The following is a 23,569-nucleotide window of genomic DNA, read 5'->3' as shown; positions in this document are numbered from 1 at the left end:
ACGTAGGAGTGCAATCCAGATTACGGATCATACATCGCCAAGCGGCGTGGGCCGTCGGCCGGCCGACGGCCCACGCCGCTTCTCAGCAGTCCGGCTCGCCGGCCGGGGCGACCGGTTCGAACCGGACGGCGTCGGCCCGGTGATGCCCGCTCTGCTGCGCCGAGAGACTCACCGCGGCGGTGGTCGGGTCGAGGTCCCACACGCCCAGCACCCGCCATTGCCCGGCGTCGGTGGTCTGGTCGACGGTGAGGGTGGCGGTGCCGGTCGTGTGCACGACCCGGTAGGTGGCCGCCGTGGTGGTGGTGGCGTTGGTCGGATACCAGACGCTGACCCGGTACCGGCCGGCCGGCAGCGTCGGTCGCCACGTCGCCACGGCGGCCGTGCCACCGCTGGCGAACCGGGTGGTGCTGCCGGCGTACCCCTTGAGCGTGCTGGCACTCCACGTGCCTTCCTCGGTGTAGCCGGGCTGGCCGTCGTCGACGACGACCGCCCGCGCCGGATCGGGCGTCCCGACCGGCACGGCGATCCGGTCCACCGCCCCGGCACCGTGCAGGGCCACCTCGTGCAGCGCGCCGACCGTGGCGTCGGGCGGCGCCGTCGCGGTGAAGCTGACCTGCTGTGCGGCGTTCGGTGCGAGGGCGACCGGGATGGAGGCGGGGGTGCTGCGCCACCCGTCCGGCAGGGCGAGGGTGGCGCAGCCGGTCGCGCCCGCCATCGAGGACGCGGTGATGGTCGCCGTGACCGTGGTGCTGCCGCCGGGCGCCGGCACCGGTTCGGCGGCGAGCCCGGTGATCCGCGGCCGTACCGCGTCCGGATCCACCGGCCGCAACCGGACGGCGCTGACCCGGTGGTAGGCCGGATCGTCGACGACGAGCCGGACGAAGCCCTCCTCGCCGGCGGTGAACGGGAAGGTCCCGAGGACCCGCCACGTGCGGGGGTCCTGCTGCTGATCGACCCGTACCGGAGTGTCACCGTCGCGGTGGTGCACCACGTAGTCGGCCTCGGTGGTGGTCTCGTTGTTTGACGGGTACCAGACGGCGACCTCGTACCACCCGGCCTCGGGCACGATCGGCCGCCAGGTCGCCGTGCCGCCGAGCTTGCCCTCCGCGCTGTAGCGCGACGGGATCCCGTTGTACCCGGCCAGGCCGCTGGCCAGCCACTCACCGGTCTCGGTGTACCGGGGGCGGATGTCCTGCGGGGTGACGATGATGTCCTCGCTGGCGATCCGTACCTGTGCGGTGGCCTCGGCGCCGGTGTCCAGCGCCGCGCTCACCCGGTACGTCTGGTCGCGTGCGGCGGTGGCGGGTGAGGTGAGGGTGAAGCGGTACGCTCCTTCGCCGCGCGCGGCGACCTCGTAGGACACGCTCGCCGGGGTGACCGTCCAGCCGGCCGGCGGTGTCAGGCGCAGCGTGCCGCGGGCGGTGGTCGGGCCGACGTTGAGCACGCTGGCGGTGACCGTGGTGGCGTCACCCGGTTCGGCGAGTTCCGCCGGTGCCGCGACCAGAGCGCTCAGCCGGGTGGGTGGCCGGACGGTGAGCCGTCCCGCCGTGAGCGCGACCTCGCCGCCGCGCCAGCTCGCCGTCGTCGCCAGCGCGACCGTGCCGGGAGCGGCGTCGGGCGCGACCGACAGGTCGTAGCGCCAGGTCGCCGCGGTCCCGGCGGGCACGGTGGACGGTTGCTGTCCCGCCGGCCGGGCCGACCAGCCCGCCGGGAGGTGGAGGGCGACGGTCGGGTCCACCAGGGCAGCCGGGCCGTCGTTGCGGACGGTCACGGTGACGCCCAGAGTGTCGCCCGGTGTGGTGTGCGGCGAGGCGGGGGTCACCGCGCCGCAGACCGGCGTCTCGGTGGGGCAGTGGCCGGTCACCGCCGGCGGCAGGCGCAGGGTGGCCTCGCCCGTTCCGGCGGCGTCGGTGCTGATCCGGTACGTGAAGGCCGCGCCGGCGTCGTCCACCGGGATCGTCCACTCGTTGGGGTAGATCCGGTCAGCCACCTGGTGCCAGGTGGCCCCGCCGTCGGTGGACCAGTGCAGGGTCGCCGGGGCCTCGGTGGCCGCCTGCACGTACGCGTCGTAGCCGCTGTCGTCCGGACGGGTCAGCAGCATGCCCCGGGCGGCCCCGATCGGGCTGTCGTCGTCGAAGCGGTAGCTGTCCTGGCCGACGTCGGCCTGCTCGCCGCCGACCTGATGCGTCACGCCCGGCACCTGCACGCCCCGCACGACGAGCGCGGTGATGCCCCGGCCGGCCACGGTGACCGGTAGCGTCGCGCCGTGCATCGTGGTGACGCTCCGGGAGCCGTTGTCGCGGATGACCTCGACCTGGTACGCGCGGTCGCGCTGCACCCCGCTGATCGTCGGATCGAAGCGCACCACGCTGTGCGAGGTCGTCGTGGCCTCGTTCGTCAGGCTGACGTAGAGGCTGTCGTTGCCGTGCCCGGTGATCCAGTTCAGTTGCGGGTCGGTGACGTCGACGATGCCCTTGGGCAGGTACGGCCAGACGCCGTCCTCACCGTAGAACTGGCCGGGCTGGTGTCCGTAGACGTGGAACTTGAAGTAGACGTAGTTGGTCTCGAAGGCGGCCGGAAAGCTGATCTTGCCGTTCGAGCGGTAGGTGTGCTCGGAAAACAGGTAGTCCATCGCCAGCCCGAGCTGCGCCGGGATGTGGTGGTAGTAGATGGAGGTGAGTCCGGCCGGGCCGGTCAGCGGGAAGTCCGGGCGCATCTGGGCCGCGGTGAACTCCCGGTAGTAGTAGCCGGGGTAGTTGGTGAAGCGGCCGACCACGAGGTTGTGCGCCACGTCCGCGAGCAGCCGGTCGTCGGTGTGGGCGGCGAGGCGCAGCAGGAACGGCGCCCAGATGGGGTTCATCACCAGGCCGCCGCCGGGGTTCTCCCGACCCGCCGCGATCTTGTACGTGCTGAGCTGTTCGAAGGTCATGCCGTTGGTGGAGACCATCCAGGCCGGCACCTCCTCGGCCGGCACGTCCGTCTTCGGGTAGTCGTAGGTCACGCGGGGGTTCCACCGGTCCACCTGGGCGTCGATCCAGCCATCGGCGTTGACGGTGACGGTGCCCTCGGGGACCGGGCGCACCATGGTCTGCGTCACGAACCGTTTCGCCTCGGTGTAGGCGGCGTCGAGGTAGCGCTTCTCGTGGGTCTCCTCGTACAGCTCCAGCAGCTCGATCCAACCCTTGGAGTAGTTGAACTGGAAGCCGTTCTCGGCGATGTTCGTCGTGTACGGGGGATCGATCTGGGCGGCGATGTAGCGGTCCGCCTCGGCCTTGGCCTCCGTCAGGTAGGCCGGGTCGCCGGTGAGTCGCCAGGCCGCCAGCGGAGTGCTCACCGGCGTCCGGCTGTCCTTGCGCGGGTTGTCCTGGATCGACTTCAGGGCCAGTTCGTGCAGGCCGGCCACCTGTCCTCGGGTCTGCTCGTACAGCGGCACGAGGGTGGAGGCGTCCCCGGCCACGCTTGCGACGCGCCAGGCGTTGGTGTCGCCGTAGACCGGGTTGCCCTTGATCGGGGTCCAGCCGATCCCGTTGCGGGACACCTGGTACTCCAGTGACGGTCGCGCCCGCTTGTCGTAGAGCTCCCGGTCACCGGTGAGGTAGTAGGCGCCCAGCAGGACGCCGCTGGTGGCGGTGCGCACGGCCCGGTCGTTCTCGGTGTCCACGAAGCCCTTGGCCCGGTCCCACCAACCCGACAGCGAGCGCTGGTAGGTCTCGCTGTCGTCGGCGTCGGAGTCCTGCATCACCAGGTCGACGAGGTTGTGCACGGTGTCGGTGAGCGAGGTGTCGTGGATGTTGCGCCGGTAGGCGGAGTAGTCGTACTCGTCGCGTACCAGCTGGGTGTAGGCCTGGTACATCGTCGCGGGGCGGGCGTAGACGCCGAAGGTGAACTGGTGCCGTTGCCCGGTCTGCAGGGGCGAGAGCCGGCCGACCTGTGGCGCGAAGGCGGTGGGCTGCACGCCCCCACTGTCGTTGCGCAGGCTCATCCCGAACGGCTGCCCGTCCGCGCCGGCGTCGCGTTGGTGTTCGAACGGGATCGCCTCGGCTGGCGCGTACACCCCGCTGGTGACCTGCTGCCCCGCGACGGTGCGTTCCATCAGGCAGGCCGGCGCCATCAGTTCCCACGCGCTCAGTGCCTCGGCGCCGTAGACGACGCGGGCGTGCTGGCGGCTGCCGCAGAGCACCTCGTCGACGTCGGCGAAGGGGGTGATGTCGAGGGACTGGTAGCCGACGACGAAGTGGTCGGCGCGGCGGGCGGTCAGTGTCCAGGACGCCTCCGGGTTGTCGCCCGCGACCGACCATCGGACGGTCAGCTCGTGCGCGCCCGCCGCGCTGGTCCGCAGCTCGACCGTCCGCCCGTCGACCTGCTTCAGGTCGGTGAAGCCGACCCAGGCGGGGTTCATGGAGCTGTAGTAGTCGGTGGGGGTTCCGCCGTCCCCGCTGAGCACGAGCCACTGCTCGTCGAAGCGTCGCTGCGCGTCGGTGACCGGCAGCCAGCCACCGCGGGTGCGGACCAGGATCTCGCGCAGGTAGGTCTCGCCGCCGCGCCAGGTGGCGTGATGGAAGATCATCCGATGGTGTCGGCCTTCGATGCTGGCCACCCGGCGCAGCTGCAGGTCGGGCTTGTCCAGCTCCCGCAACGGGGTGGCGAACGGCGCCTGGTCCTGGGCTGCCGGCGCCGCGACGGCCACCCCGGAGGGCAGCACCAGCGCCGCGAGGGCGAGGAGAAGGGTGAGTGTGGAACGATGCCGCCTCGATAGTGTGGGCCTCACATCCATGAAGTGGATAGTTAATGCAATCGATGGCGCTGTCAAGGGTGTGCCGGGGCGCGACCTGCCTGCCCGCGCTGAGCAGCCAGCCTTCTGCTAAGAGCACCGCCACGGCCGCCGTGTGCCGAGTGTCCGTGTGGCAGCGGCATGCGTTTCAGACCCACATTGCGGATGCCTATTGCACAACATGGTCGGTGACGCTTACTGTCCTCACACGCTCGTCACCACGTCGAAACATGGATCAACACCTTCGTCCTCGTTGGCCGACCGGCACCGCCACCCGGTGACCGAACACAGGAGTAGGACATGATGGAACCAGAACTCACCCGCCGGTCCCTGCTGCGGATCCTCGGCGTGGGCGCTGCCGCCACCGCGGTCGGCGGGCTGACCACCGCCTGCAACCTGGTGGGCAGCAGCGACAAGCCCAGCGGGGACAAGGTGCGCATCAAGGTCATGCTGGTGCCCGACCCGACCGGCGCCTCCCAGTTCTACCGCGAACAGTTCGACCGCTTCGAGGAGAAGAACCCGGACATCGAGGTCCAGATCATCGAGAACCCGACCGACCAGCAGGTCAACGCGATCGAACTCAGCTTCCAGCAGGGCGACCCGCCGGACGTCTTCCGGGCACAGGACAACGGCTTCGACCGCATCTTCGACCGCGGCTGGATCGCCCCGCTCGACCAGTACGTCACCGACGAGTTCACGTCCCGGTTCCCCGAGGGCAGCCTCGACCCTGCCACGTCCGGCCTGCACCGCGACGGCAAGCTCTACACCCTGCCGCTCGTCTGGGGCAAGTGGTCGGTGGTGCGGTTCCTGCTGGTCAACAACACCGCCGCGAAGGTGGGTGGGGTCACGACCGCCCCGAAGACCTGGGAGGAACTGGAACAGGCCGCCGCCGCCATCACCCGCGCCGGCGGGGGCAGGACCTTCGGCTTCGCCGGGCTCTGGAGCAAGAGCAACCTGGCCCGCATGTTCCAGCACACCGCCGGCCCGTCCTCCATCGACAACGGCATCGACCTGCGCACCGGCCGGGCGGCCATCAACCACCCCTCGCTGGCCGCCGCCGTCGACCTGCTCACGCGGATGCACGCCGCGAAGACCATGACCCCCGGCTGGGAGAGCTGGACGGACGCCAGCAAGGTGCACACCGCGTTCGCCAAGGGCGAGCTGGCGATGTTCCTCGCGGCGCCGTACCAGATCAACGAGGTCCGAAAGCTCAACCCACAGCTCGACATGACCATCGCGGCCGTGCCGGTGCCCGCCGCCGGGCGAGGCGGCTACTCCGGGCAGACCGCCAGTTTCAGTCCCCTGTGGTCCATGTCCGCCCAGTCCAAGCACCCGGAGCAGGCGTGGAAGGTGATGGACTTCCTCGCCTCGAAGGACTTCCACCGGGCCTACTACGAGAAGTTCGGCACCCTCACCGCACTGGAGAGTGCCTGGCAGGACAAGGCGGCGAGCAACGCGGACCAGAAGGCGATCATGGACATCGCCGCGGAGACCGTACGGCTGATCCCCAACCCGGTGCTCGCCAGCAAGGGCGGCAAGGAACTGATGTCGGCCATCCGCGGCAAGCAGGACCTGCAATGGTCCGAAATCGCGCTCCCGGCGATCCTGCGCAACCAGCCCTTCGACCGCGCCGCCGCCGACCTCAACGCCAAGCTCGACGCCTTCATCGACGAGCAGGCCAAGGCCATCTCCGCCAAGGGGACACCGGCCTCGCGCGCCGACCTCACCTTCCCCACCTGGAACCCGCTGCAACCGTTCAACCCGAGTCAGAAGTGACCAGCACATCAACCGTCGGCCCGGGCGGCACCACCGAGCAGGTGGCGCCACCACCCCAGCGCCCTCCCGCCACCCCGCGGCGGCGCCGCCCCGGCACACTGCGCCGGCACGCCTGGCAGTACGTCTTCCTCGCCCCGATGCTGCTGCTGTTCGTGGCCTTCACCCTCTGGCCCATGGTCGCCAGCTGGTGGTACTCGTTCTTCGACTGGGACGGGGTGGGCCCCGCCACCGAGTGGGTCGGCTTCGCCAACTTCACCGAGGTGCTCACCAGCGGCCGGTTCTGGCACGCCTTCCGCAACTCCTTCCTCTTCTCACTGGTCGCGATCTGTGTGGAGATGCCACTGGCACTGCTCGTGGCGATCCTGCTCAACAGCCGTCGGCTGCGCGGACGCAACCTCTACCGGCTCCTGCTCTTCCTCCCGGTGGTGACCACCACCGCAGTCGTCGGCATCGTCTTCGCGGTCCTGCTGGACCCCGCCGGCGGGTTCATCAACGAGCTCCTGCGCTCCACCGGGCTCGTCGACTCGCCGGTGACCTTCCTCTCCGAGTCGTCCGCCCTGCCCACGGTCATGGCCATCGACGTGTGGAAGGGGTTCGGCATCACCCTCGTCTACTGGCTCGCCGCGCTGCAGACCGTTCCCGAGGACCTCTACGAGGCGTCGAAGGTCGACGGGGCGAACGGGCCCCAGACGCTGCGGCACGTCACCATCCCGGTGATCGCCCCGATCGGCGTGGTGATCCTGCTGCTCACCTTCCAGCGCAGCATGAACCCGTTCGACCTGGTCCAGGCGATGACGCAGGCCGGCCCCAACTACGCCACCGACGTGGTCGCCACCTACATCTACCGCTATGCCTTCAACCCCGAGCTGAACGCGCCCCGCTACGGCTTCGCCTGCGCCGCCGGCGTCGTGTTCGGGGTGATCACGCTGGTCATGACGGCGCTGCAGGGACCGCTGCTGCGCCGGCAGTACCTGAAGGGAAGCCGCTGATGCGCCGGATGCACCTGTGGCACCTGCTGCTGATCCCGCTCTGCCTGGCCTGGATCTATCCCTTCGTCTGGATGATCTCCACGGCCTTCAAATCCGAGCGGGAGGTCTTCCTCGGCGGCCTGTCGGTGCTACCGAAGGAGTGGACCCTCGACAACTTCACCCGCGCCTGGGACACCGCCCACTTCGGCACCTACCTGTCCAACACCGTCGTCTTCTCGGTCACCACCGTCGCCATCGTCCTGCTGGTCTCCGCCACCTCCGGATACGCCCTCGGCCGCGGCAGCCTGCCGGGCAAGAAGGTCATCGTCGGACTGCTCATCGCCACCATGTTCATCCCGCACGGCTACACGATCATCCCGATCTTCAAACTGGTCGACGGGCTCGGACTGAACAACGGCCTGCTCGGCGCGGTACTGGCCACCGCGGGCCCCGCGCACGTCGTACCCATCCTGCTGTTCATGGGGTACTTCGCCGGGATGCCCCAGGAGCTGGAGGACGCCGCGCGCATGGACGGCGCCAGCTATCCGCGAATCTTCTTCCGCATCATGCTGCCGCTGGCCAAGCCGGTAATCGGCACCGTGGCGCTGTTCAACTTCATGGCCGCGTGGAACGCCTTCTTCATCCCCCTGGTGTTCACCCTGGGCCGACCGGAGCTGCGCACACTCGGCGTCGGCATGTACAGCTTCTTCGGACAGGAGGCGACCGACTGGGGCGGTCTGGCCGCCGCGGCAACGATCAGCCTGCTTCCGATCATCGCGATCTTCCTGTTCCTGCAACGCACGTTCGTCGAGGGGATCGCGGGTGCGGTCAAGTCCTGACATCCTGTGGGCGCGCCCGATCTCCGCCGAGCGCTACGAGCTCGGCGAGGGGCCGCGGCTGGACCCGCGTACCGGCGAACTGCTGTGGGTGGACATCCGCGTCGGCCGGTTGTGGCGGGGACGGCTCACCGCCGACCGCATCGACGTCCTGGCCGGCCACGACATCGGGGCGGCGACCGGGTCGGTGGCGCCGCTGGCCGCCGACGGCGCCGGCTGGATCGTCGCAGCCGGGCGCGGATTCCGGCACGTGACGGCCGACGGCCACGTACGCCCGCTCCGCGACGTCGCCGCGCCCGGCACCCAGATGAACGACGGCGCCTGTGACCCGTCCGGCCGGTTCCTCGCCGGCAGCCAGGTCATCGCCGGCGGCGAACCCTATTCCGGCGGGCTCTACCGACTGGAGCCCGACGGTGCCGTGGCGACGGTGCTGACCGGGATCGGCTGCGCGAACGGGCTCGGGTTCGACCCGGCCGGCCAGACGATGTACCACGTGGACAGCCGCCGACGGCGGCTCACCAGCTACCGCTACGACCAGGCCACCGGAGAGGCCGCAGACCCGCGCGTGCTGGTCGAGTTCGACGACGCCACCCCCGACGGACTCTGCGTCGACGCCGAAGGCTGCCTCTGGGTGGCGATGTGGGACGGCTGGAACGTCCGCCGGCTCACCCCCGGCGGCGTCGAACTGGCCCGGGTCCAGCTGCCGGTACCCCGACCAACCGCCGTCTGCCTGGCAGCCGGCACCCTCCTGGTGACCACGGCCTGGATCGGACTGGACGAGGGCGCCCGCCGGGCCGCACCGGACAGCGGCCGCATCTTCGCCGCCGACGTCGGCGTCGACGCGGCCCCCACGCACACCTGGGGGACAGGATGAGGATCACCGGGCTGGAGCTGCTGACCGTGCCGCAGGGCGCGAGCGCCATGCTCCTGGTTCTCGTGCACACCGACGACGGGCAGTACGGCGTGGGCGAGGTCGGCATGCGCTCGCGGTGGCGCGCCGTCCGTGGCGCGGTGGAGGACTTCGCCGAGGAGTTGGCCGGCGCCGACCCGAGCCGCATCGAACATCTCGGACAGCTGCTCGCCCGGTCGGGATTCTTCCCGGCCACCGGCGTGCTCGCCGCCGTCCGCGCCGCCATCGACGTGGCGCTGTGGGACCTGCGCGGCAAGGCACTGGGCGTCCCGCTCTACGAGGTGTTCGGCGGCGCCTCCCGCGACCACATCGAGTGCTACGTGCACGTGCCGGGCGACGCCGTCAGAGACCCGGAGGCGATGGTCGCCGCCGCCGAGCGGCTCGTCGCGGCCGGCTGGCGCTACCTGCGGGTACCGGCGAACGGCCCGAACGGCGCCGAGTACGACCAGCGCGCAGCCCTGCGGCACACCGTCGCGACCATGGAGCGCCTCCGCGCCGTACTCGGCGACGAGGTCGAGCTGCTGCTCGACGTACACACCCGGTTCGAACCCGCCCAGGCGGTGACGCTCTGCCGGGAACTGGAGCCGACGCGCCCCTACTTCGTCGAGGACCCGCTGCGCAGCGAGCACCTCGACGGCTACCGCATGCTGCGCCAGCGCACCGGCGTCCCGCTCGCCGCAGGCGAACAGCTCGGCACGAAGTGGGAGTTCCGGCCGCTGATCGAGGGGGAACTGATCGACCACGCCCGGATCGACGTAGCCAACACCGGACTGACCGAGGCCCGCAAGATCGCCGCGATGGCCGAGGTCCACCACATCAACCTGGCCACCCACAACCCGCTCGGACCGATCACCGCCGCCGCGTCCGCGCACCTGAACCTGGTCCTGCCCAACGTGTCCGTGCAGGAACAGCCCTGGCCGGAGCTGACACTCCCGCCCGTGATCACCGCCGGACCCGAGCTGACGCCCGGCCGGATCAGACCGGCCGAGCGACCCGGCCTCGGCATCGAACTGGACCTCGCCGCCGCGCGCCGGCTCGACCACCGCGGCCCGGCACCCCTGCCCCTCTATCACCGCCCCGACGGCTCCTTCACGAACTGGTGACCGGAATGCGCGTACTGGTAACCGGCGCCGCCGGCGGAGTCGGCACCCTGCTACTGCCGCAACTCGCCGGTGACCACCACCTCCGGCTGACCGACCTGCGACCGCCCGAACACGCCGAGGGACACGAGGTGATGCTTGGCGACCTCGCTGACCCGGCATTCACCGAGCGGCTCTGCACCGACGTAGACGCAGTCGTGCACCTCGCCGCGAACCCGCGCCCCGGCGACGACTGGGACCAGCTACTCGGCCCCAACCTCGACGTGCCAGCCCGCATCCTGTCCGCCGCCGCCCGGACGGGCGTACGTCGCGTCGTTCTCGCCAGCTCCGTCCACGCCCTCGGCGGCTACCACCCGCCGTCCGCCCGTCCCGACGACGGCCCGATCCGCGACACGTGGCCACCCCACCCGTGCTGCCGCTACGGCGCCACCAAGGTCTTCGGCGAGGCGGCCGCCCGGGTGTACGCGGACTCCGGTGCCTTCTCCGTCGTCTGTCTGCGGCTCGGCGGCTGCCAGCCCGTGCCGCCGACGCGCGGCTGGTGCGACACCTGGCTGGGACCAGCAGACCTCGGGCAGGCGGTGCGCCTGGCGTTGCGGGCCGACATCCGGTTCGGCACGTACACGATCACCTCGGCGACCAGCGCGGCTGTCTTCGACCTCGACGCCGCCCGCCGCGGCCTCGGCTACGCACCGATCCAGAGCTGCGACACCTACCGGGACACCATTCCCGACGGCCCATCGACGATGTGCCGGGCTCGGCGTCCGTGACAGTTCGACGGCGTGATGGCGAGCTTGCCGGCGGTGCGGGTGCGGGCGCCCGCCCGGCGGCAACCGTCCGTCGGTGATCGCCTGCCGGAGGTGGGCGTGGAGCTGCGTACTCAGGAGTGCGCCAGTCGGGGAGGGGCGATGGGGAAGGTATCGACGGGTAGCGAAGGCTGCCGCCGGCCTGCTCCAGCCAGGTGGCGCCGTCCTGACGCTAGGGTAGGCCGGTGACGAGGCAGGCGTCCGATGCCGGTGTGGCACGAGCCAGCGCCCTGCTGGAAGTCGGCCGGATCGATGCCGCGCGGCGGGAGATCGCGGCCGTGCTGGCCGACGATCCGGACAATGCCGAGGCGCTGTACGTCCTGGCCCGCTCGCATCAGGCGGAGGACGAGTTCGCCGCCATGTTGGACGCGGCGGCCCGGGCCGTCGCGGTCGCGCCCGGACAGCACGAGGGCCACGTGTTGCTCGCGTTCGCCCAGATCGGCGTGGGCAACCCGGCGGAGGCACGAGCCAGCGCGTGCGAGGCCGTCCGTCTCGCGCCCGAGGACTGGCGCGGGCACGCCGCGCTGGCGCTCGCCCGGCTCAACCTCGGACAGCCGCGCCGCGCGTTCCAGACGATCAAGCAGGCGGTGAATCTGGCCCCCGAGTCGGCCGGCCCGCACCACATCCGGGCACTCATGTTCCACTCAATCGGCTGGCACATGTTCGCCACGCGGTCGTACCGCCGCGCGCTGACGCTCGACCCGGAGCACCGGGCGGCGCTCACCGGGCTCGCTAGCATCGCCGCCACCCGAGGGTGGCTGACAGCCGCCGCCGGACACCTCAGCGCGGTACTGACCGCGGAACCAACAAACCACGCGGCACGCACCGAACTGGATCGGGTGGTCATCGCCGGCGTCGGCGGTTGGGCGGTCATCTCGGTCTGGACGGCCGGCTTCCTCGGCATGTTCGCGATGCTTCCGTGGATGTCGTTGGTGGCGCTGCTGCCGCCTGCACTGTGGCTGCTGTGGGCCGCCCGGACCTGGCGCGCCCTCACCCCGGGCGCGCGGGTCTACGCCGGACACGTCGCACGCACGGACACCCGCGCACGTGTGCGACTGTTCGGGCTGGCGCTGTGCACGCTCACCGCGACCGGGCTGGTCATCACCGCGCTGCGCCAGGATGCGGATCGGCCGCCGGCGGCCCCCATGGTGGTCATGATGGTGGCACACGTCGTTGCGCTGCTTGCCACCGCAGCGGCGATCGTCATCACCGATCGCAAGGCCACCAGCCCACGTGCCGCCGACCCCAGATCCTCCTCCGAGTAGGGCACCCCCCGCCGGGTCCACGTGGGCAGGTCGCCCAGGGTTCGCGCAGCCACCGCACTCGCCCCACCCCAGCGATCTCAGGGCGTCGCCCCCCGACGTGGTAACCGACGACAACATCTAGCGGTGAAGAACTGCCCCATGCAGGCCCCGGCCGACCAAGTAGCGGGCCAGGTAATGCCTGAGGTGGCGGCGGCAGGGTCAGAGATATGACCGTTGGGTGGGGTTATCGGCTGGATCGGGTGACAGTGATAAAGTCAGATCTTTAGTGCAAGCCGCGCCCGACATCAGGCCGCCCTGACGCGCATCGGCATCGGAGGAAAGCCGTGGGCTACAAGGAACGACGGACCAAGATGATCGCCGAACAGGCGGCGCCGTATCTGGAGCCCGGCGAGCAAATCCAGACGGGATTCATCACGGTGACCGGTTCGGGGATCTTCACGGTGCCGGCGGAGACGATCGTGGTCACCGACCGTGCGATCCTCGTCGTGGGCCGCGGCAAGGTACAGCGCCATCCGCGTGACTTCTGGTTCGGCAAGCCGACCGGGCTGTACCACAAGATCGAACTCGACCGCACCTACAAGGTGCACCGGCAGTGGTACCAGGAAATCGCCGCCGCCGACGAGGCGCTGCGCGAAGCGCAGACCCACGACGACCCGGCGGTCGGCGAGCAGTGAACCAGGCGATAGCGTCGCCGCGGCTCGCTTGCGCCACCGCGGCAGTATCCAGGGCAGTCATCGCCTCGTTGCGCGAGGGCGCGGGGAGGTTCGCCACGGACCCCGACCACTACGACTGCGACTGCTGGCCGGGGAGGCAGGCGCGGCGCCCGCTCGACCCTCAGGCTGTGGCGGGGCCGTAGGCGGCGAGGAACACCTCGACGGCGGAGTGGGCGATACGCTTCAGCTCGCGCGCCGACGGCAGGCCATCCGACCCGGCGAACATCGCCTGGTTCATCGGCTGGTACATCACGAGGCCCGCGAACTGGTACGCCGCTCGCCGCGGGTCGTCGAGGGACCGCAACAGCCCACGGCCCGCCATCTCCTGTAGCGAGTCGCCGAGGATCACCAGCGCTCGATCGAACCCCCGCTCGAACCAGGCTCGCCCCACCTCAGGGAATCGGTCCGCCTCCGCGATGACGAGACGTCGCAGGCGGAGCACGTCCGCCGCGAGCAGCCCGCGCAGCCAGCCCTCCGCAACCATGCGCAACGCCGCCCGGGCGTCGTTCGACCGTTCGAGCAGGCTCACGGTGGACGCGAGCCGCTCGACCGTGCCCAGCGTCGTTTCCAGGATCACCTCGGCGAAGAGCTTCTGCTTGTCGCCGTACATCTTGTAGACCGTCTGCTTCGACACGGCCGCGAGCGCGGCGATCTCGTCCGTGGTCGCCCCGACGTAACCGTTGCGCATGAAGACGTCCGCGGCGGCAGTCATGATCGCCTGGCGCTGCCGGGTGGTCCGGTCGGGCACGGCGCGTTGCTTGGCCCCCATGTGGTCTCCAACTGTTCCGGGGCGGCGGGGTGGACACGCTCGCCCATTTGCGCCTAGCGTACCAAGCAGTACTACGAGTACTGATCGGTACCTGGGGCTGCGCTCGCGGTGCTGCACCGGGCCAACACCGTCCCTGCTGAACAGGAGATCCGCATGGGTGAGATCAAAGCTGGTCTGTTCGTGTCGCTCGACGGGGTCACCGAGGCTCCCGAGACATGGCACTTCCCGTACTTCGACGACGAGATGGGCGCGGCCGTCGGTGCGTTGATGGCCACCGACGCCACGCTGTTCGGCCGTGTGACCTACACCGAGATGGCCGAATACTGGCCGAACGCCGACCCCGCCGATCCGACGACGGCGATGATGAACGGCGCCCGCAAGTACGTCGTCTCCAACACCCTCACGTCCGCGGACTGGGAGAACACCACGCTGATTCGCGGGGACGCCGCCGCTGAGGAGCTCGCCAAGCTCAAGCAGGACAGCCGGATCGGTGTCACCGGAAGCGTCACTCTGGTGCGCTGGCTGCTCGAGCAGCGGCTCCTCGACGAACTTCACCTGCTGGTGCACCCGATCGTGGTCGGGCACGGGAAGCGGCTCTTCCAGGACGGCCCCACGGTTCCCCTGAAGCTGGTGTCGTCCACCGCGTTCGCCAGCGGTGTGCTCCACCTGGTCTACGCCGCCGCCGACGAGTCGACCGAGGCTTGAGCTTCGGGAGCCCGCCCGCCGGGTCGGATTGAGACGCAAACCGGCAAACCGGCCCGGCGAGCCGACGTGAGTGGGTGCGTTCGGCATCGCCAGCCTCGCGCGGAGGAATGCGTGGCGTGCGAGGTGATTGGTGTGGGTGGGGTGGTAGGACGCCCCTGGAGTACCTACAGGGGGTATGCCTCGCACCGCACCGTAGCATACCCCCGAGGGGTACGGTACCCTGGTGTCATGACCACACCCACTCCGATCCGCGGATACACCGCCAGCAAGGATCAGCTGCTCGCGCGGCTCCGCCGCGTCGAGGGGCAGGTTCGCGGCGTCGAGAAGATGGTCGACGACGACCGGTACTGCATCGACGTGCTCACCCAGATCTCCGCAATCCAGGCCGCCCTGGACAAGGTCGCCCTCGGACTGCTCGATGGGCACGCCCGGCACTGCATGCACGAAGGCGCCGCCGAGGGCCGCGCCGACGAGATGGCCACCGAAATGATGGCCGCCGTCGGCCGGCTCATGAAGCGAGGCTGACACAGCCGCCGGTGGATCGACCGGTGGCCGCCCGGATGCTGGCCGTCACGCCAGCCCAGCCCGGGGAGTCAGCTCCTGTGCCGCTTCCCCTTCTCGTCGGGCGACAGCCAGCGCAGCTCTGACCGGTGCGTGCGCCGGCCGCCTCACGCCTCGCACGCCCAGAACGACTCAATGCCGGCCGATACGTGATCGGCCGGCATTGCCGCATCAGCCCCGCCACAGCCTCGGGCGGCCGGCTCCGGGACCGGCCGCCCGACGGCGGGTTCTCGTTGTCTGTCAGGTTGCGTCGCACCCCAGCCGTGGCGGTGTCCGCCTCGTCATGACGACTTGTCCCGATGGATGTCGGGCTGACGTTCGGGGTTCGGTCCGCTCATGTCAGCCGACCTGGACGTTCTCGGGCTCCGTCGCGCTCTGTGCATCGGAGGTGCGGGTGCGCAGGGTTACCGCGGCGGTGACGGCTCCGATGGCGGCGATGGCCGCGGCGCCGACGAAGGCGGCGGAGAAGCCGTCGGTGAGCGCCGGCAGGTCACCGACCCGATCCGCGCCGTACGAGGCGGCGACCGCCGTCATCGCGGCCAGGCCCAGCGCGGAACCGACCTGATAGCTGGTGTTGACGATCCCGGACGCAAGGCCGCCCTCCTCGGGTCGGGCGCTGGAGATGGCCGTGCCCAGCGACGGGATGAACGCCAGTGACATACCCAGCGCCGCGACGAGCGATGCGGGCAGGACGTCCACGGCGTAGCTGCCGCCGGGCCGGACGAGGGCCAACCATCCCAGCCCTGCGGCCAGTACGGTGAGTCCCGCCACCACCATCGGCTTCGGGCCGAACCGGTTGATCGCGCGCGGCGCCAGGGCGACCATCCCCACCATGATGAGGACCGTCATCGGAAGCAGCGCAGCGCCGCTGGGGAAGGCGCTGTAGCCGAGCACCTGCTGCAGGTAGAGGTTGAGGTAGAACCACATCGGGATCCACGCCGCCCCCAGTAGGAGCTGAGCGACGTTGGCCGCGGCGAGATTCGGCGTGCGGAAGATCGACAGCCGCATCAGCGGATCCCTGCGGGCGGCCTGGATGGCCACGAACGCCACCAGTGCGGCGACCGCACCGGCCAGGACGAGCCAGGTCTGCCCGGAGGCCCACCCCACTTCGGGGGCCCGGACGATCGCGTAGACCGCCGCCGCGAGACCGGCGGTGACGGTGAGCGCCCCGGCGACGTCGAGGGAACCGCGGCGGGCGCCGCCGGCGGGCATCAGCGCCGGGGTGGCCAGTACCGCGATCAGAGCGATCGGGATGTTGATGTAGAACACCCACGGCCAGCTGAGGTACTCGGTGATGACCCCGCCGAGGAAGACGCCGGCAGTACCGCCCGCCGGTGCCGCCGCACCGTAGAGCGCGAGCGCCGTGGTTAGTTCTCGCGGCTGGGCGCCGAAGAGCATCATCAACAGCGTCAGCGCCGACGGTGCGATCAGGGCGGCGCCGGCGCCCTGCGCGGCGCGGGCAGCCAGTTCCACCGCGACGCTGTCAGCCAGCCCGGCGGCCGCTGATCCGGCCAGCAGGATCAGCCACCCGGCGGTGAAGACGCGCCGCGCGCCGAACAGGTCCGACAGCCGGCCGCCGAGCAACAGCAGTCCCCCGAAGGCCACGACGTAGGCGTTGAACACCCACGACAGGTTCTCGGGTGAGAACCCGAGGTCGTCCTGCATACGCGGAAGGGCCACGCCGATGATCGAGGTGTCCATGATGACCATGAACTGAGCGAGCGCGATGAGCCCGAGGCCCCACCAGCGCTTGGATCCCTGTGACATCTCCACCACTCCTAAATGCCCATAGGGGGTATGGGTAAGTGGGAGAATGTGTACCCCCTAGGGGTATTGCCTGTCAAGGGAGACCCTTGGCCGGCCTCAGGCTTTCGCGCTCTCGTGCGCACCTCATTGATCCCTCTACCCCCTATGGGTATATTCATCGTCCTGGGGCTGCGCTGGCTCCCGGGCCAACCGGCTGCCTGCCGGTTCCGTCCGGCGCGGCAGGGCGCCAGCCAGCGCCCCCTTGGTCGAGAGGAGAGAGTTCATGTGCACCACTGGGACCAGTTGCGGCTGCGGCACGGCCACGGCCGACAGCACGCCGGCCGCGGTTGAGGCCGTCGACGGCGTACGCACCACCTACACCGTGTCGGGTATGACCTGCACCGGCTGCGCCAACAACGTGAGCAAGCAGATCCAGACGGTCGAGGGCGTGACCGGCGTCGAGATCGACGTGGCCTCAGGCACCGTCGCGGTCTCCAGCGCCGCGCCGCTGGAGACCGCCGACGTCCGCGCGGCCGTCGAGAAGGCCGGTTACCAGCTCGTGAGCTGAGCGGAGGTGATCCGCCGCGACCGACCGGCGACTCTGGAGCGGTCGCGGCGGATCAGTACTTGTCGGTGTCCCACCGCGCGGCCTGGTCGTTCTATTCGGCGACGCCTGGCCTGAGGGTGATCCAGCCGCAGCAGCACGTCCGCGCCCGCGATCGACAGGGCGCATTCCTGCGGCGCCAGCCGCCTTCACCGGACACGGCGATACGTTCTTCGTGGCCACCGCGGACGCCGCGCGCTGCCCAGCACCGGCGCCGGCCCCCGTCTGGGCAACCCGGGCGACCTGTCGTGGCCCTCGCCCAACCGTGGGCACTCGTCACGAAGGGCTCTCAGCGACGCGTCCACAGTTCATTCGCGCAGGTGTGGCGGCGGCCCGGGTTGGGCCGCCGCCACACCGTGTTCAGGCCTGCGGGGTCAGGCGGACCCGCCTCAGCAGCTGGGCGTTGAGCGCCACGACGATCGTGGAGACCGACATGAGCACTGCGCCGACTGCCGGGCTGAGGCTGATCCCCGCCCAGGCGAGGACGCCGGCCGCGAGCGGGATCGCCACGACGTTGTAGCCGGCGGCCCAGGCCAGGTTCTGGATCATCTTTCGGTACGAGGCCCGGGACAGGCGGATGACGCCGGTGACGCCACGCGGGTCGGAGGAGGCGAGGATGACCCCGGCGGACTCGATCGCGACGTCCGTGCCGGCACCGATCGCCAGTCCGACGTCGGCGCGGGCCAGGGCCGGCGCGTCGTTGACCCCGTCGCCGACCATCGCGACCGTGTATCCGCGGGCCTGCAGGTCGGCCACCGCCTCGTCCTTGTCGGCGGGCAGCACCTCGGCGAAGACCTCGTCGACGCCGGGGCGGAAGCCAAGGTCCGCGGCGACGGCCTCGGCGACCGGCCGCGCGTCACCCGTGATCATGACGATCTTCCGCACGCCCTGCTCGCGCAGCACCGCGATGGCCTCCCGGGCCTCGGGACGGACCTCGTCCTCCAACGCGAACGCCCCGATCGCCTCCGCGGGCCCACCCTCGACGAGGCGGACCAGGTGGAGCACGGCAGCCCCGCGGGCCGACCAGACGTGCGCTGCCCGGACCAGTTCGTCCGGCACCGCCGCCGCCATTTCCCGCAGCAGAGCCGGCCCACCCACTGCGTAGGTCGTACCGTCGACGACAGCCTGCACACCGCGACCGGTCAGCGAGCGGAAGTCGCGCGCGGTGGCCTGCAGTCCCCGATCCTGTGCGACGGCCACCAGCGCCTTGGCCAGAGGATGCTCGCTGTCCGCCTCGACCGCGCCAGCGACGCGCAACACCTCGTCCTCGGTGACGCCGGCCGCGGCGGCCATGTCGGTGACCGTGTGCGCGCCCTTGGTCAGCGTGCCGGTCTTGTCGAACAGCACCGCATCGACGATGCGCATCCGCTCCAGCGCGAGGCGGTCCTTGACGAGGACGCCCGCCTTCGCCGACACGGCGGTCGAGAGCGCGATCACCAGCGGGATGGCCAACCCGAGGGCGTGCGGGCAGGCGATCACGAGGACCGTCACCGTCCGGACGACCGACTGGTCGAGGTCACCGAGCGCCCACCAGGCGCCGAAGGTGACCACCGCGGCGGCAGCGGCCACGTAGAACAGCATCGCCGCGAACCGGTCGGCGAGCACCTGAGCCCTGCCGCTGGAGGCCTGCGCCTGGGCGACGAGCCGCCCGATGCCGGCCAGTGCGGTGTCCTCGCCGACCGCGTCGACGCGTACCCGCAAGGCGGAGTCGGTCGCCACGGTGCCGGCCACCACGCGGTCTCCCACGCCGCGCGGGACCGGGCGGGATTCGCCCGTGATCATCGACTCGTCCAGCTCCGCGGCGCCGTCGACGACGCGCCCGTCGGCGGGCACCCGACCGCCGGAGCGGACCAGGACCACGTCGCCGACCCGCAGTTCGCCCACCGGCACGCGGTGCGGCTCACCGTTGTCGTCGAGCCGTTCGGCGTCGTCGGGCAACAGCGCCGCCAGCGCGGCGAGCGCGCCCTGGGCCTGGCCGATCGCCTTCATCTCCTGCCAGTGACCGAGCAGCATGATGCTCACCAGCGCGGCGAGCTCCCACCAGAAGTCCAGGTCGAACGCGCCGAAGCTGGTGGCCAGGGAAGCCAGGTACGCCACGGTGATCGCCATGGAGATCAGCAGCATCATCCCCGGCGCCCGGTCGCGGACCTCGCGGACGCCGCCGACCAGGAACGGCCAGCCGCCGTAGAAGAAGACCACCGATCCGAGGACCGGACCGACCAGGCCCCTGCCCGGGAAGTCCAGGGAGTAACCGAACCAGTCCATCACCATGTGACTGGTCGCCACGATCGGCAGCGTCAGGGCGAGGCTGAGCCAGAACTTGCGGCGGAACTGCTCAGGATCATGCCCGGCGTGCTTGTCGTGCCCACCGTGTCCCCCGTGACCCGCGTGGTCGCCGTGGCCTGGGTGGTGGTTGCCGCTAGCAGCCTCACCGCGCCGGCCCTGGTGCGCCGCACCGGCGTGGGAGGCGTCGTTTTCGTGGTGCTCTGCCAGGGGTTTTGGCGTGGACGGGCCCGGAGCCGGACCGTGGTGTGGTGCCCTATGGTCGTGGCCCTCGTGGGAGTGCGGTGGCACCGCCGCCTCGCCCGTGCCGTTCGCCTTCTCGTGTGCCGTGTGGTTGTTGCTCATACCGTCCACCTCCACACAGCACCATATACCCCCGGGGGGTACATGACAAACCTCTACCCCGAACCGGTATAGCTCGTGACGCGGGCGTTCATGGGGCCCATGATCAGCCGTGCCGGTTGCGGGGTGCGGTCGCGGGCGGCCGGTAAGGAGTGGCCTCCGCCAGCCGAGACGAACCGCGGGCCATCCAACCAAGCGGGCGACGGCTACGGCACCACACGGGCGCGGACAGCCACACGGTCCACGCCCACCTCGGCCAATACGCTCGTTGCGGGATCGGTGCGGTCGCTATCCAGGAGCCCGGCCAGCAGGTGGACGACGGCGATCCGACGCGCGCCGGTGCGTCGGGCCACGGTGAGAGCATTGGACAGGGTGGCCTTCGCGCCGGACGTGAACGGCAACCGTGTCGACGATTCCGTGATCGTGGCCCGCTCGACGCCACGGGCGTCGATGCCGATGGCGGCAAGGGCCGCCTCGTCCAGAGCGGCGAGCGCGGACCGTGCTGTCTCGATGTCGACGCCGAGCGTCTGGGCCGCCTCTACGTCATGCAGCACGCCGAGGAGCAGATGCTCCGTGCCGACGCGCCGGTCGCCGCGCCTCCGCGCCTCCGTCGGTGCGTGCACCGTAACCGCGGCTCGGGCGCCAGCCGTGAATCGTTCGAACATGGCGACTCACTTTCCATGCTTGGTGTGGGCGGACTGGCGGGAGACACCGAGCGCGTCGCCGATCTGCTCCCAGGTCCAACCTTCGGCTCGGGCGCGGGCCACCGCCGCAGCCTCGACCTGCTCGGCGAGCCGGTGCAGGGCACCGACGGCGCGAAGCAACACGGCCGGATCATGCGACCGCAACCGCGCGACCAGTGGGGACTCCTCCATGCCTGTCAGTTTGGGTTGACAAGCACCCCTTGTCAACCCAGACTGACAGCCCTCGACGACGCTGGAGGTCTCCATGTCCAAGGCCCCACTCATCTGCGGTACCGCCGCCGGCCCGCTGTTCGTGCTCAGCCTCCTGATCCAGGGCGCCACCCGCGACGGTTACGATCCGCTGCGCCATCCGGTCAGTTCCCTCGCCCTCGGCCACCACGGCTGGGTGCAGACCGCAACGTTCCTGGTCGCCGGCGTGTTGACCGCCGTACTCGCCGTCGGGCTCCGGCGGACTCTGCCCCGAGGACCCGGCCGGCTGTGGGGCCCGCTGTTCGTCGGCGTGTGGGCGCTCGGCCTCGTCGGCGCCGGCCTCTTCACCACCGACCCGGTCAGCGGTTACCCACCCGGCAGCCCGGACCGGTTGCCTGCCTACAGCAGCACCCACGCGGCCCTGCACGACGGCGTATCACTGCTCGCCTTCATCGCAATCATGGGAGCCTGCATCGTGTTCACCCTTCGGTTCGTCGCCGGCAACCAGTGGCGCTGGGCGTTCTACTCGGCCACGACCGCCGCCGTCGTCCTCGTCGCGCTCGGGCTGTCGAACGCCGCCTTCGCCCAATCGCAGAACCTCGTAGCGTTCGGTGGCCTGTTTCAGCGGATCATGATCGTCGTTGCCTGGTTGTGGCTGACCCTGCTCGCCTGGAAGACGTACCGCAGCGACGAGCGGTCAAGGCCAGGCGCCCGCGTCGGCTAGTACCGCACCGGCAGTTGTGGATGGCCTGTAGTGGTCCCGGCGGGCAGAGCCATGGGCTCCAGTGCGCCACTCCCTGTCCTCGGGCTGCCGCCGGGTTCCCAGGGTTACCGGGACGCGAGTCGGGCCTGTCGGAGCAGGTATTCGCGTTCGGGGACGCTCGCCGTCTGCTGTGCGGCGGCGTGGTACTGGGCGGCGGCTGCCTGGTGATCACCGGCTTGGTCGAGGAGGTGGGCGCGTACGGCGGCGAGGCGGTGGTTGCCCGTCATCCGAGGGTCGGAGTCGAGCGTTTCCAGCAGTGCCAGGCCGGCCCGGGGTCCGTGGACCATGGCGGTGGCGACGGCACGGTTGAGGGTGACGACGGGGGTGTCGTCGAGACGCTGGAGCATGTCGTACAGGTTGAGGATGTGCCGCCAGTCCGTGTCCTCGGCGCGGGCGGCCTGGTCGTGCGCCGCGGCGATCGCCGCCTGGATCTGGTAGGGGCCCGGTCGACGGCGCGCCAGTGCGGCGGTGAGCAGCGTGATGCCTTGGTGGATGAGGCGGCGATCCCACCGGCCACGGTCTTGCTCCGCCAGCGGCACCAGTTCACCGGAGGGACCGGTGCGCGCCGCCCGGCGGGCGTCGGTGAGGAGCAGCAGGGCGAGCAGGCCGGCGGCCTCGGCGTCGTCGGGGCGAGCCTGGTGGAGGGTACGGGCGAGCCGGATCGCCTCGGCGGCCAGGTCCGTACGCTGGAGGGCGACGCCCGAGCTCGCCGTGTGGCCTTCGTTGAAGATGAGGTAGAGCACGTGCAGTACCGCCCGCAATCGACGGTCGTAGTCGTCCGGGGTGGGGGGTTCGAATCTGGCACCGGCGTCCTTGATGCGCTGCTTGGCGCGGCTGATCCGCTGTGCCAGCGTCGCCTCGGGCACGAGCAGCGCGTGGGCGATCTCCGCCGTGGTCAGTCCGCCCACCGCTCGCAGGGTCAGCGCGATCTGCGAGGCCGCGGTGAGCGCGGGATGACAGCACAGGAACAGCAGCGTCAGGGTGTCGTCGGACGGCGTGTCGCCGATGTCGGCCGCCGGAGCCAACCAGTCGGCGGGCGGTACCTGCGCCGCAAGTGCCGTCTCGCGGCGCAGGCGGGACTGCTCGCTGCGCAGGTGGTCGATCAGGCGCCGGGAGGCGACGCGGATCAGCCAGCCGCGCGGATTGTCCGGTACGCCTTCGGCGGGCCACTGCGTGGCCGCGGCCAGCAGGGCCTCCTGGGTGGCGTCCTCGGCCTCGTCGAAGTGCCCGTAGCGGCGCGTCACCGCGGCCAGGACCTGGGGCGCCAGTTCGCGCAGCAGGTCGGCGCTCATCCGTACACGGGTCGTAGTTCGACGCGGGTGGACACGACGCCGGCGAACCGGGCTGCCAACTCGATCGCTCGTTCGTGGGTCGCCACGTCGATGATGCCGAACCCGGCGAGGAACTCCTTGGTCTCGGCGTAGGGCCCGTCGGAGACCACGGGAGTGCCGCCGTGGAGGTCGACCGTCTGCGCGGACGCCGGCTCGGACAGCCCGAAGGCGGTGACCAGCTCACCGGTGGCGGCCAGTTCCTCCTGCAGCGCCTGCATCGCTTCGAAGTGAGCGGCGATCTCCGCGGGTGACATCGCGTTCGGGCCGGTACCGGCCAGCGCTTCCCAGTCCGACGGGCCGCCGTAGGTCATCACCATGTACTTCACCGCCACCTCCGCGTTCGCCCGGTCGGACATTGATACCAGATGACAGGAGCCGGTTCCGTCCGGCGACCGCGACGGCCGTCATCGCGGAGCGGCAAAAAATCTTC

At 70.7% G+C, this 23,569-nt stretch carries 20 protein-coding genes; 12 read left to right on the top strand and 8 right to left on the bottom strand.

Annotated elements, in window-relative coordinates:
• Window positions 1-82: 82 nt before the first annotated feature.
• Window positions 83-4,774, bottom strand: coding sequence for a golvesin C-terminal-like domain-containing protein (locus D7I43_RS28325; protein ID WP_147427311.1), 4,692 nt, complete (start codon window positions 4,772-4,774; stop codon window positions 83-85).
• A gap of 297 nt (window positions 4,775-5,071) precedes the next feature.
• Here D7I43_RS28325 and D7I43_RS28320 point away from each other — a divergent pair, with 297 nt between their 5' ends.
• The 8 genes from D7I43_RS28320 to D7I43_RS28285 all read left to right on the top strand — a co-directional run bounded on the left by D7I43_RS28320 (window position 5,072) and on the right by D7I43_RS28285 (window position 13,103).
• Window positions 5,072-6,547, top strand: coding sequence for an ABC transporter substrate-binding protein (locus tag D7I43_RS28320; protein ID WP_120331642.1), 1,476 nt, complete (start codon window positions 5,072-5,074; stop codon window positions 6,545-6,547).
• Window positions 6,544-7,536: a carbohydrate ABC transporter permease gene (locus D7I43_RS28315; RefSeq protein ID WP_204985307.1), complete on the top strand. Its 993-nt coding sequence runs from the start codon at window positions 6,544-6,546 to the stop codon at window positions 7,534-7,536. Before D7I43_RS28320 ends, D7I43_RS28315 begins: the two co-directional genes overlap by 4 nt.
• The gene (locus D7I43_RS28310) at window positions 7,536-8,354 is read left to right on the top strand and encodes a carbohydrate ABC transporter permease (RefSeq protein ID WP_120331641.1); all 819 of its coding nucleotides are present in this window, start codon (window positions 7,536-7,538) and stop codon (window positions 8,352-8,354) included. The genes D7I43_RS28315 and D7I43_RS28310 overlap by 1 nt, the downstream gene beginning before the upstream one ends.
• Entirely contained in the window at window positions 8,338-9,225 is an 888-nt protein-coding gene (locus D7I43_RS28305) for an SMP-30/gluconolactonase/LRE family protein (protein WP_120331640.1), read from the top strand. The genes D7I43_RS28310 and D7I43_RS28305 overlap by 17 nt, the downstream gene beginning before the upstream one ends.
• Complete coding sequence (locus D7I43_RS28300) at window positions 9,222-10,364, top strand: mandelate racemase/muconate lactonizing enzyme family protein (RefSeq protein ID WP_120331639.1); 1,143 nt, start codon at window positions 9,222-9,224, stop codon at window positions 10,362-10,364. The genes D7I43_RS28305 and D7I43_RS28300 overlap by 4 nt, the downstream gene beginning before the upstream one ends.
• A 5-nt stretch (window positions 10,365-10,369) precedes the next feature.
• On the top strand, window positions 10,370-11,128 hold the full coding sequence (locus D7I43_RS28295; protein WP_120331638.1) for an NAD-dependent epimerase/dehydratase family protein: 759 nt from the start codon (window positions 10,370-10,372) through the stop codon (window positions 11,126-11,128).
• Between the two features lie 221 nt (window positions 11,129-11,349).
• The gene (locus D7I43_RS28290) at window positions 11,350-12,429 is read left to right on the top strand and encodes a tetratricopeptide repeat protein (RefSeq protein WP_120331637.1); all 1,080 of its coding nucleotides are present in this window, start codon (window positions 11,350-11,352) and stop codon (window positions 12,427-12,429) included.
• Window positions 12,430-12,752: 323 nt separating this feature from the next.
• Window positions 12,753-13,103: a hypothetical protein gene (locus tag D7I43_RS28285; protein WP_120331636.1), complete on the top strand. Its 351-nt coding sequence runs from the start codon at window positions 12,753-12,755 to the stop codon at window positions 13,101-13,103.
• Window positions 13,104-13,263: 160 nt separating this feature from the next.
• Here D7I43_RS28285 and D7I43_RS28275 read toward each other — a convergent pair whose 3' ends face one another.
• Window positions 13,264-13,911, bottom strand: a complete 648-nt coding sequence (locus tag D7I43_RS28275) for a TetR/AcrR family transcriptional regulator (RefSeq protein ID WP_120331634.1) — start codon at window positions 13,909-13,911, stop codon at window positions 13,264-13,266.
• A 153-nt stretch (window positions 13,912-14,064) separates the two neighbouring features.
• On the opposite strand from D7I43_RS28275, the gene D7I43_RS28270 reads away from it, so the two are divergent.
• Together D7I43_RS28270 and D7I43_RS28265 are read left to right on the top strand one after the other, a co-directional pair.
• On the top strand, window positions 14,065-14,616 hold the full coding sequence (locus D7I43_RS28270; protein WP_120331633.1) for a dihydrofolate reductase family protein: 552 nt from the start codon (window positions 14,065-14,067) through the stop codon (window positions 14,614-14,616).
• 228 nt (window positions 14,617-14,844) lie between these two features.
• Window positions 14,845-15,141 carry a metal-sensitive transcriptional regulator gene (locus D7I43_RS28265; protein WP_074311710.1) on the top strand — a complete coding sequence of 99 codons (297 nt, stop codon included), beginning with the start codon at window positions 14,845-14,847 and terminating at the stop codon, window positions 15,139-15,141.
• Window positions 15,142-15,516: 375 nt separating this feature from the next.
• Here the strand turns inward: D7I43_RS28265 and D7I43_RS28260 are convergent, their stop codons facing one another.
• Entirely contained in the window at window positions 15,517-16,944 is a 1,428-nt protein-coding gene (locus tag D7I43_RS28260) for an MFS transporter (protein ID WP_120331669.1), read from the bottom strand.
• Window positions 16,945-17,206: 262 nt separating this feature from the next.
• Between D7I43_RS28260 and D7I43_RS33830 the strand changes: the two genes are divergently transcribed.
• The gene (locus tag D7I43_RS33830) at window positions 17,207-17,491 is read left to right on the top strand and encodes a heavy-metal-associated domain-containing protein (protein WP_120331632.1); all 285 of its coding nucleotides are present in this window, start codon (window positions 17,207-17,209) and stop codon (window positions 17,489-17,491) included.
• A gap of 396 nt (window positions 17,492-17,887) precedes the next feature.
• Here the strand turns inward: D7I43_RS33830 and D7I43_RS28250 are convergent, their stop codons facing one another.
• The 3 genes from D7I43_RS28250 to D7I43_RS28240 form a co-directional block, all read right to left on the bottom strand.
• Complete coding sequence (locus D7I43_RS28250; protein WP_240033204.1) at window positions 17,888-20,155, bottom strand: heavy metal translocating P-type ATPase; 2,268 nt, start codon at window positions 20,153-20,155, stop codon at window positions 17,888-17,890.
• 203 nt (window positions 20,156-20,358) lie between these two features.
• The gene (locus D7I43_RS28245) at window positions 20,359-20,817 is read right to left on the bottom strand and encodes a Clp protease N-terminal domain-containing protein (RefSeq protein WP_120331631.1); all 459 of its coding nucleotides are present in this window, start codon (window positions 20,815-20,817) and stop codon (window positions 20,359-20,361) included.
• A gap of 6 nt (window positions 20,818-20,823) precedes the next feature.
• Entirely contained in the window at window positions 20,824-21,027 is a 204-nt protein-coding gene (locus D7I43_RS28240; protein ID WP_120331630.1) for a helix-turn-helix domain-containing protein, read from the bottom strand.
• 73 nt (window positions 21,028-21,100) lie between these two features.
• Here D7I43_RS28240 and D7I43_RS28235 point away from each other — a divergent pair, with 73 nt between their 5' ends.
• The gene (locus D7I43_RS28235) at window positions 21,101-21,769 is read left to right on the top strand and encodes a DUF998 domain-containing protein (RefSeq protein WP_120331629.1); all 669 of its coding nucleotides are present in this window, start codon (window positions 21,101-21,103) and stop codon (window positions 21,767-21,769) included.
• Window positions 21,770-21,873: 104 nt separating this feature from the next.
• On the opposite strand, the gene D7I43_RS28230 is transcribed toward D7I43_RS28235, so the two are convergent.
• A complete protein-coding gene (locus D7I43_RS28230) occupies window positions 21,874-23,100 on the bottom strand; it encodes an RNA polymerase sigma factor (protein WP_120331628.1) in 1,227 nt (408 codons plus the stop codon).
• The gene (locus D7I43_RS28225; protein ID WP_120331627.1) at window positions 23,097-23,495 is read right to left on the bottom strand and encodes a YciI family protein; all 399 of its coding nucleotides are present in this window, start codon (window positions 23,493-23,495) and stop codon (window positions 23,097-23,099) included. The genes D7I43_RS28230 and D7I43_RS28225 overlap by 4 nt, the downstream gene beginning before the upstream one ends.
• Window positions 23,496-23,569 lie beyond the last annotated feature (74 nt).

It is taken from the genome of Micromonospora globbae, from assembly GCF_003610785.1.
GTDB lineage: Bacteria > Actinomycetota > Actinomycetes > Mycobacteriales > Micromonosporaceae > Micromonospora > Micromonospora globbae.
This window is presented reverse-complemented; position numbering and strand designations above follow the sequence as displayed.

Excerpts from the sequence above, each read along its gene's own strand:
- D7I43_RS28325 (WP_147427311.1), bottom strand. The coding sequence starts at position 4,774 with ATGGATGTGAGGCCCACACTATCGAGGCGGCATCGTTCCACACTCACC.
- D7I43_RS28320 (WP_120331642.1), top strand. The coding sequence starts at position 5,072 with ATGATGGAACCAGAACTCACCCGCCGGTCCCTGCTGCGGATCCTCGGC.
- D7I43_RS28310 (WP_120331641.1), top strand. The coding sequence starts at position 7,536 with ATGCGCCGGATGCACCTGTGGCACCTGCTGCTGATCCCGCTCTGCCTG.
- D7I43_RS28300 (WP_120331639.1), top strand. The coding sequence starts at position 9,222 with ATGAGGATCACCGGGCTGGAGCTGCTGACCGTGCCGCAGGGCGCGAGC.
- D7I43_RS28295 (WP_120331638.1), top strand. The coding sequence starts at position 10,370 with ATGCGCGTACTGGTAACCGGCGCCGCCGGCGGAGTCGGCACCCTGCTA.
- D7I43_RS28275 (WP_120331634.1), bottom strand. The coding sequence starts at position 13,911 with ATGGGGGCCAAGCAACGCGCCGTGCCCGACCGGACCACCCGGCAGCGC.
- D7I43_RS28270 (WP_120331633.1), top strand. The coding sequence starts at position 14,065 with ATGGGTGAGATCAAAGCTGGTCTGTTCGTGTCGCTCGACGGGGTCACC.
- D7I43_RS28265 (WP_074311710.1), top strand. The coding sequence starts at position 14,845 with ATGACCACACCCACTCCGATCCGCGGATACACCGCCAGCAAGGATCAG.
- D7I43_RS28260 (WP_120331669.1), bottom strand. The coding sequence starts at position 16,944 with ATGTCACAGGGATCCAAGCGCTGGTGGGGCCTCGGGCTCATCGCGCTC.
- D7I43_RS33830 (WP_120331632.1), top strand. The coding sequence starts at position 17,207 with ATGTGCACCACTGGGACCAGTTGCGGCTGCGGCACGGCCACGGCCGAC.
- D7I43_RS28250 (WP_240033204.1), bottom strand. The coding sequence starts at position 20,155 with ATGAGCAACAACCACACGGCACACGAGAAGGCGAACGGCACGGGCGAG.
- D7I43_RS28245 (WP_120331631.1), bottom strand. The coding sequence starts at position 20,817 with ATGTTCGAACGATTCACGGCTGGCGCCCGAGCCGCGGTTACGGTGCAC.
- D7I43_RS28240 (WP_120331630.1), bottom strand. The coding sequence starts at position 21,027 with ATGGAGGAGTCCCCACTGGTCGCGCGGTTGCGGTCGCATGATCCGGCC.
- D7I43_RS28235 (WP_120331629.1), top strand. The coding sequence starts at position 21,101 with ATGTCCAAGGCCCCACTCATCTGCGGTACCGCCGCCGGCCCGCTGTTC.
- D7I43_RS28230 (WP_120331628.1), bottom strand. The coding sequence starts at position 23,100 with ATGAGCGCCGACCTGCTGCGCGAACTGGCGCCCCAGGTCCTGGCCGCG.
- D7I43_RS28225 (WP_120331627.1), bottom strand. The coding sequence starts at position 23,495 with ATGTCCGACCGGGCGAACGCGGAGGTGGCGGTGAAGTACATGGTGATG.